The sequence below is a fragment of the Amycolatopsis sp. NPDC057786 genome (assembly GCF_042797905.1).
In the GTDB taxonomy this organism is placed as follows: Bacteria; Actinomycetota; Actinomycetes; order Mycobacteriales; family Pseudonocardiaceae; genus Amycolatopsis.
This window is the reverse complement of sequence record NZ_JBHVKW010000192.1, coordinates 1-5,249: the sequence shown is the minus strand read 5'-3', so window position 1 is coordinate 5,249 and position 5,249 is coordinate 1. Positions and strand designations below refer to the sequence as shown.

At 67.1% G+C, this 5,249-nt stretch carries 3 protein-coding genes; all 3 read left to right on the top strand.

The genetic code is table 11. From position 1 onward, the window contains the following. The first annotated feature begins 267 nt into the window (after positions 1-267). The 3 genes from ACFVM3_RS41755 (at position 268) to secA (ending at position 5,204) form a co-directional block, all read left to right on the top strand. A complete protein-coding gene (locus tag ACFVM3_RS41755; RefSeq protein ID WP_378445442.1) occupies positions 268-900 on the top strand; it encodes a ComF family protein in 633 nt (210 codons plus the stop codon). A gap of 552 nt (positions 901-1,452) precedes the next feature. After that, the gene (gene hpf / locus ACFVM3_RS41750; RefSeq protein ID WP_378445440.1) at positions 1,453-2,139 is read left to right on the top strand and encodes a ribosome hibernation-promoting factor, HPF/YfiA family; all 687 of its coding nucleotides are present in this window, start codon (positions 1,453-1,455) and stop codon (positions 2,137-2,139) included. Between the two features lie 233 nt (positions 2,140-2,372). Then, positions 2,373-5,204, top strand: coding sequence for a preprotein translocase subunit SecA (gene secA, locus ACFVM3_RS41745; protein WP_378445438.1), 2,832 nt, complete (start codon positions 2,373-2,375; stop codon positions 5,202-5,204). Positions 5,205-5,249 lie beyond the last annotated feature (45 nt).

Below are 5,249 nucleotides of genomic sequence, written 5' to 3'. Positions count from 1 at the left end.
ACCTTCAACGTTGCGAAAGTGGCTTTCGCAACGTGCCAACCCACCCCGCCGGGAGCAAGGGACCTTTAGTAACGCTAGCTTTCCTAGCGGTGCTAGCGAATCTGAGCTGCGGAAGTCCGTGAAGGACGGCGAAGCGTGCGAAGCACCCGAAGCCTTCTCCAAAACTGCGGTCCTGACTGGTCCCCTTAGGGCGAAAACGGTCCAAACCGGACCTCTCACGCCACAACGTGCCCCGGAACTGTCGGAGCCCCGGCCGACACTCGCCCCATGTCCAACTTCCTGGATCTCCTCATCCCCGCCCGCTGCGCGTCCTGCGGAGCACCGGGCGCGCCCTGCTGCGCCACCTGCCAGGCCGCTTGGGGTTCGCTCGGCGAGATCATCCGCGGCCCGACGGCCGGTCTCGTGCCCGTGTACGCCCTGGCCCCTTACGCCGACGAGGCCCGTCGCCTGATCCTCGCCTACAAGGAACGCGGCCGCCGCGACCTCGCGCCTTTCTTCGGGCGGGCGATCGCCGAAGCCCTCGCCCAGCTGCCCGATCCGGAACCCTGCCTCGTCCCGGTCCCTTCGCGACGGTCCGCCTCACGTGTCCGAGGCGGACCGCACGTCCGGCGCGTCGCCGAGGAATGCGTGAAAGCGCTGGCGGGCAAGGGAAAATCCGCGTCCGTGGCCCCGGTCCTCAGGTTCGGAGCCGGTGTTCGCGACGCAGTGGGACTCACTCGCGCCGAGCGGGTGTCGAACCTGGACGGACGCCTTCGCCTCGCTCCGGGCGCCTGTCCGGGCAGGGTCGTTCTTCTTGACGACGTCATCACAACCGGAGCGACCGCCGCCGCTTGTACGCGTTTTTTGGACATAAGCGGAATTCACGTTTCGGCGGTGGTGGCACTGTCCGCCGCCGGGTGATCGCACTGTCACCTACAAGAGTGATGAATGATCGGGAACGGGAATGGGTACAAGGGCGTTGACGGGATATGAGGGAGCTTGAGGGGAACACTCCGACGGCCCGCCACTCCACCGGGGTGGCGGCGGATTCCCTCGGGGGCGGTGTCCTAGGCACCCTCCGCATTTTCCTGTCCGAAGGCTTGCGCCGTCCGCGTGAAAACAAATCACGGGGACGACGCCCGACAGGCCGGATTGTCGCGCCGGCCGCACGGTCTTCGTCGCGTGCGGTGACGAGGTCTCACGTCCTGATATCCCCCGGCTCGGGGGCTGTTGCTCGCGGCGTGATGCAGCTAACGTGCAGCGCTATCAGCAATCCCGGCAGGCAGGGAGGTGACCAGCCCATGTCCCTGGCGCCGGAGCCGCGCTGAGTCCGCGCTCGGACATCCGACACGAGACGTCGTGGCCGTATGCCGAGTTCCCTCACCGCCCGCGATCCGGGCTTCGTCCCCGTATTACCGGCGCCCTAGTGAACACATCTACAGCTCGCAGTCATTTCAGCGAGGGAGGTCGTGTATGGACATCGTCGTTAAGGGCCGCAACGTGGAGGTGCCCGACCACTATCGGGCACTCGTCAGCGAAAAGCTGGCCCGGCTAGAGCGCTACGACAAGAAGGTCATCCGTTACGACGTGGAGCTCTTCCACGAGCCCAATCGCCGGCAGTCGAAGAACTGCCAGCGCGTCGAAATCACCGGTAAGGGCCGCGGCCCCGCCGTACGCGCCGAAGCGTGTGCCGGCGACTTCTACGCAGCGCTGGATTCCGCACTGAACAAGCTCGAAAACAGGTTGCGGAAGACACACGACCGCCGGCGCGTGCACTACGGCCGCAGCCGCCCGGAATCCGTCGCCGAGGCGACTTCGATGGCGGCCGCCGGTGGCATGACCACCGACACCCGACATCTGGCGGGTACCGCTGTGCTCGAAGCGCCTGAGGCCGAACCCATGGCCAACGGTTTCGCTGTCGAGGGCGGTGACTTCGAGATGCCCCAGCAGCGCTGGGATGACGGGGTGACCGAACACCAGCCCGGTCGCGTCGTCCGCGAGAAGAAGCATGACGCGGAGCCCATGACGGTCGACCAGGCTCTCTACGAGATGGAACTGGTCGGTCACGACTTCTATCTGTTCAACGACTCCGACGCCGGGTGCCCGAGCGTCGTCTACCGGAGGCGAGGCTTCGACTACGGCGTCATCCGGCTGAGCTAGCCGGCCCCACGTCCAGACGGCGGCCCGCACGCGTCCCGTGCGGGCCGCCGTCATGTCCGGAACAGGCGGGACGCGGCCTCGTCCCGGCAGGTACCGACCGACGGTGCGTGCGCGAACACCGAGGTGTTCCCTACGATGGGGGCGGACGGTGGTGCGTTACCAGGCACCACCGCGTACGAGATTGCCCGGGACCGGCTCGGGTGCGATCACAATCAGCTAGTGAGGTCGACCGGATGGTGCTGAACCGCCTGCTCCGCGCGGGCGAGGGCAAAATGGTGAAGCGGCTGCGACACATCGCCGATCACATCAACACCCTCGAAGACGACGTCAAGGATCTGTCGGACTCCGCACTGCGGGCCAAGACCGACGAGTTCCGTAAACGGCACGCGGACGGCGAGTCCCTCGACGACCTCCTGCCGGAGGCCTTCGCGGTGGCGAGGGAGGCGGCCTGGCGCGTGCTCGGCCAGCGGCCCTACGACGTCCAACTGATGGGCGGCGCCGCGCTGCACCTCGGCCAGGTCTCCGAGATGAAGACCGGTGAGGGCAAGACCCTGACGCAGGTCCTCCCCGCGTACCTGAACGCCGTCTCCGGCAAGGGCGTGCACGTCATCACGGTGAACGACTACCTCGCCAAACGTGACGCCGAGTGGATGGGCCGTATCCACCGCTTCCTCGGCCTCGAGGTCGGGGTCATCCTGGCCGACCAGACGCCCGAGGTCCGTCGCCAGCAGTACGCCGCCGACATCACGCACGGCACGAACAACGAGTTCGGCTTCGACTACCTCCGCGACAACATGGCGTGGAGCCTCGAAGACTGCGTGCAGCGCGGCCACAACTTCGCGATCGTCGACGAGGTGGACTCCATCCTCATCGACGAGGCCAGGACGCCGCTGATCATCTCCGGCCCGGCCGACCAGTCCTCGCGCTGGTACATCGAGTTCGCCCGGATGACCCCGCTGATGAAGCCGGACGTCCACTACGAGGTGGACATCCGCAAGCGCACCGTCGGTGTCACCGAGAAGGGTGTCGCGTTCGTCGAGGACCAGCTCGGTATCGACAACCTCTACGAGGCCGCGAACACGCCGCTGGTCGGCTACCTGAACAACGCGCTGAAGGTCAAGGAGCTCTACAAGCGCGACAAGGACTACATCGTCCGCGACGGCGAAGTCCTCATCGTCGACGAGTTCACCGGCCGTATCCTGCACGGCCGCCGCTACAACGAGGGCATGCACCAGGCGATCGAGGCCAAGGAAGGCGTCGAGATCAAGGCCGAGAACCAGACGCTCGCCACGATCACGCTGCAGAACTACTTCCGGCTCTACGACAAGCTGGCGGGTATGACCGGTACCGCCGAGACCGAGGCGGCCGAGTTCCACCAGACCTACAAGCTGGGTGTGGTGCCGATCCCGACCAACAAGCCGATGGTCCGCGCCGACCAGGCCGACCTGATCTACAAGACCGAGCAGGCCAAGTTCGAGGCCGTCGCCGAGGACATCGCCGAGCGGCACGAAAAGGGCCAGCCGGTGCTGGTCGGCACGACGAGTGTCGAGAAATCCGAGCACCTGTCGAAACTGCTGCTCAAGCTGGGTGTCCCGCACGAGGTCCTCAACGCCAAGCACCACGACCGGGAGGCGCTGATCGTCGCCCGCGCCGGGCGCAAGGGCGCGGTCACGGTCGCCACCAACATGGCGGGCCGCGGTACCGACATCGTGCTCGGCGGCAACCCGGACATCATCGCCGACGAGGTGCTGCGCGACCGCGGCCTCGACCCGGTCGAGCACTCCGAGGAGTACGAGGCCGCCTGGCCGAAGGTGCTCGAGGAGGTCCAGGCCGACACGAAGGCCGAGGCCGAGGAGGTCCGCGCGGCGGGCGGGCTGTACGTGCTTGGCACGGAACGGCACGAGTCGCGCCGCATCGACAACCAGCTCCGTGGTCGTTCCGGCCGCCAGGGCGACCCTGGCGAGTCCCGGTTCTACCTGTCGCTCGGTGACGAGCTCATGCGCCGCTTCAACGCCACGATGGTCGAGCGGGTCATGACCACCATGCGGCTGCCGGACGACGTGCCGATCGAGCACAAGATGGTCTCCAAGGCGATCAAGAGCGCTCAGACGCAGGTCGAGCAGCAGAACATGGAGATCCGCAAGAACGTCCTCAAGTACGACGAGGTCATGAACGAGCAGCGCAAGGTGATCTATGCCGAGCGCCTGCGCGTCCTCGAGGGCGAGGATCTCCGCGAGCAGATCGAGCACATGCTGGTCGACGTCATCAACGCGTACGTCACCGAAGAGACCGCCACGGGCTACGCCGAGGACTGGGACCACGAGAAGCTGTGGACGGCGCTGAAGCAGCTGTACCCGGTCAAGGTCACCTGGGAAGAGCTCACCGAGGACGACGACCTCGACGCCGACAAGCTGCGTGAGGCTCTGCTCGAAGACGCGCACCGCGCGTACGACGAGCGCGAAGCCGAGATCGACGCGAAGGTCGGCGAAGGCGCGATGCGCAGCCTGGAGCGCCAGGTGATGCTCACCGTGCTCGACCGCAAGTGGCGTGAGCACCTCTACGAGATGGACTATCTCAAGGAGGGCATCGGCATGCGGGCCCTGGCGCAGCGCGACCCGGTCATCGAGTACCAGCGCGAGGGCTACGACATGTTCCGCGCGATGCTGGAGTCGCTGAAGGAGGAGGCGGTCGGCTTCCTGTTCAACCTCCAGGTCGAGCAGGCCGAGCCCGCCACCCCGGCGCCGGAGTCGGCGTCCGCGCTGCCCGCCGGTGTCGGTTCCGGGAACGGTCAGGCCGCCGGTGGTGACGGCAGGCACGCCCGCCCGACACCTCCGCAGGCACCGGCGACCGACACCGAGTCCGTGCCGTCCGCCTTGCGGGGCAAGGGACTCGGCGGCGGTTCGCGGTCCGGGCTGACCATGTCCGGCCCGTCCGAGGACGGCGGCGTCGAGTCGCATTCGGACAGTGCCGGGAGTGCCGGCGGAGACCAGGGCGGAACCCGCCGGGAGCGTCGCGCCGCGCAGCGCGCCTCCCAGAAGAAGGGCAAGAAGGGCCCGCGCCGCTAAAGGCCCAAGCGCGTGAAGGCCCCTTCCCTCGGCTCAGCCGAAGGA

Coding starts and splice junctions, on each gene's coding strand:
- secA (WP_378445438.1), top strand. CDS start 2,373: ATGGTGCTGAACCGCCTGCTCCGCGCGGGCGAGGGCAAAATGGTGAAG.
- ACFVM3_RS41755 (WP_378445442.1), top strand. CDS start 268: ATGTCCAACTTCCTGGATCTCCTCATCCCCGCCCGCTGCGCGTCCTGC.
- hpf (WP_378445440.1), top strand. CDS start 1,453: ATGGACATCGTCGTTAAGGGCCGCAACGTGGAGGTGCCCGACCACTAT.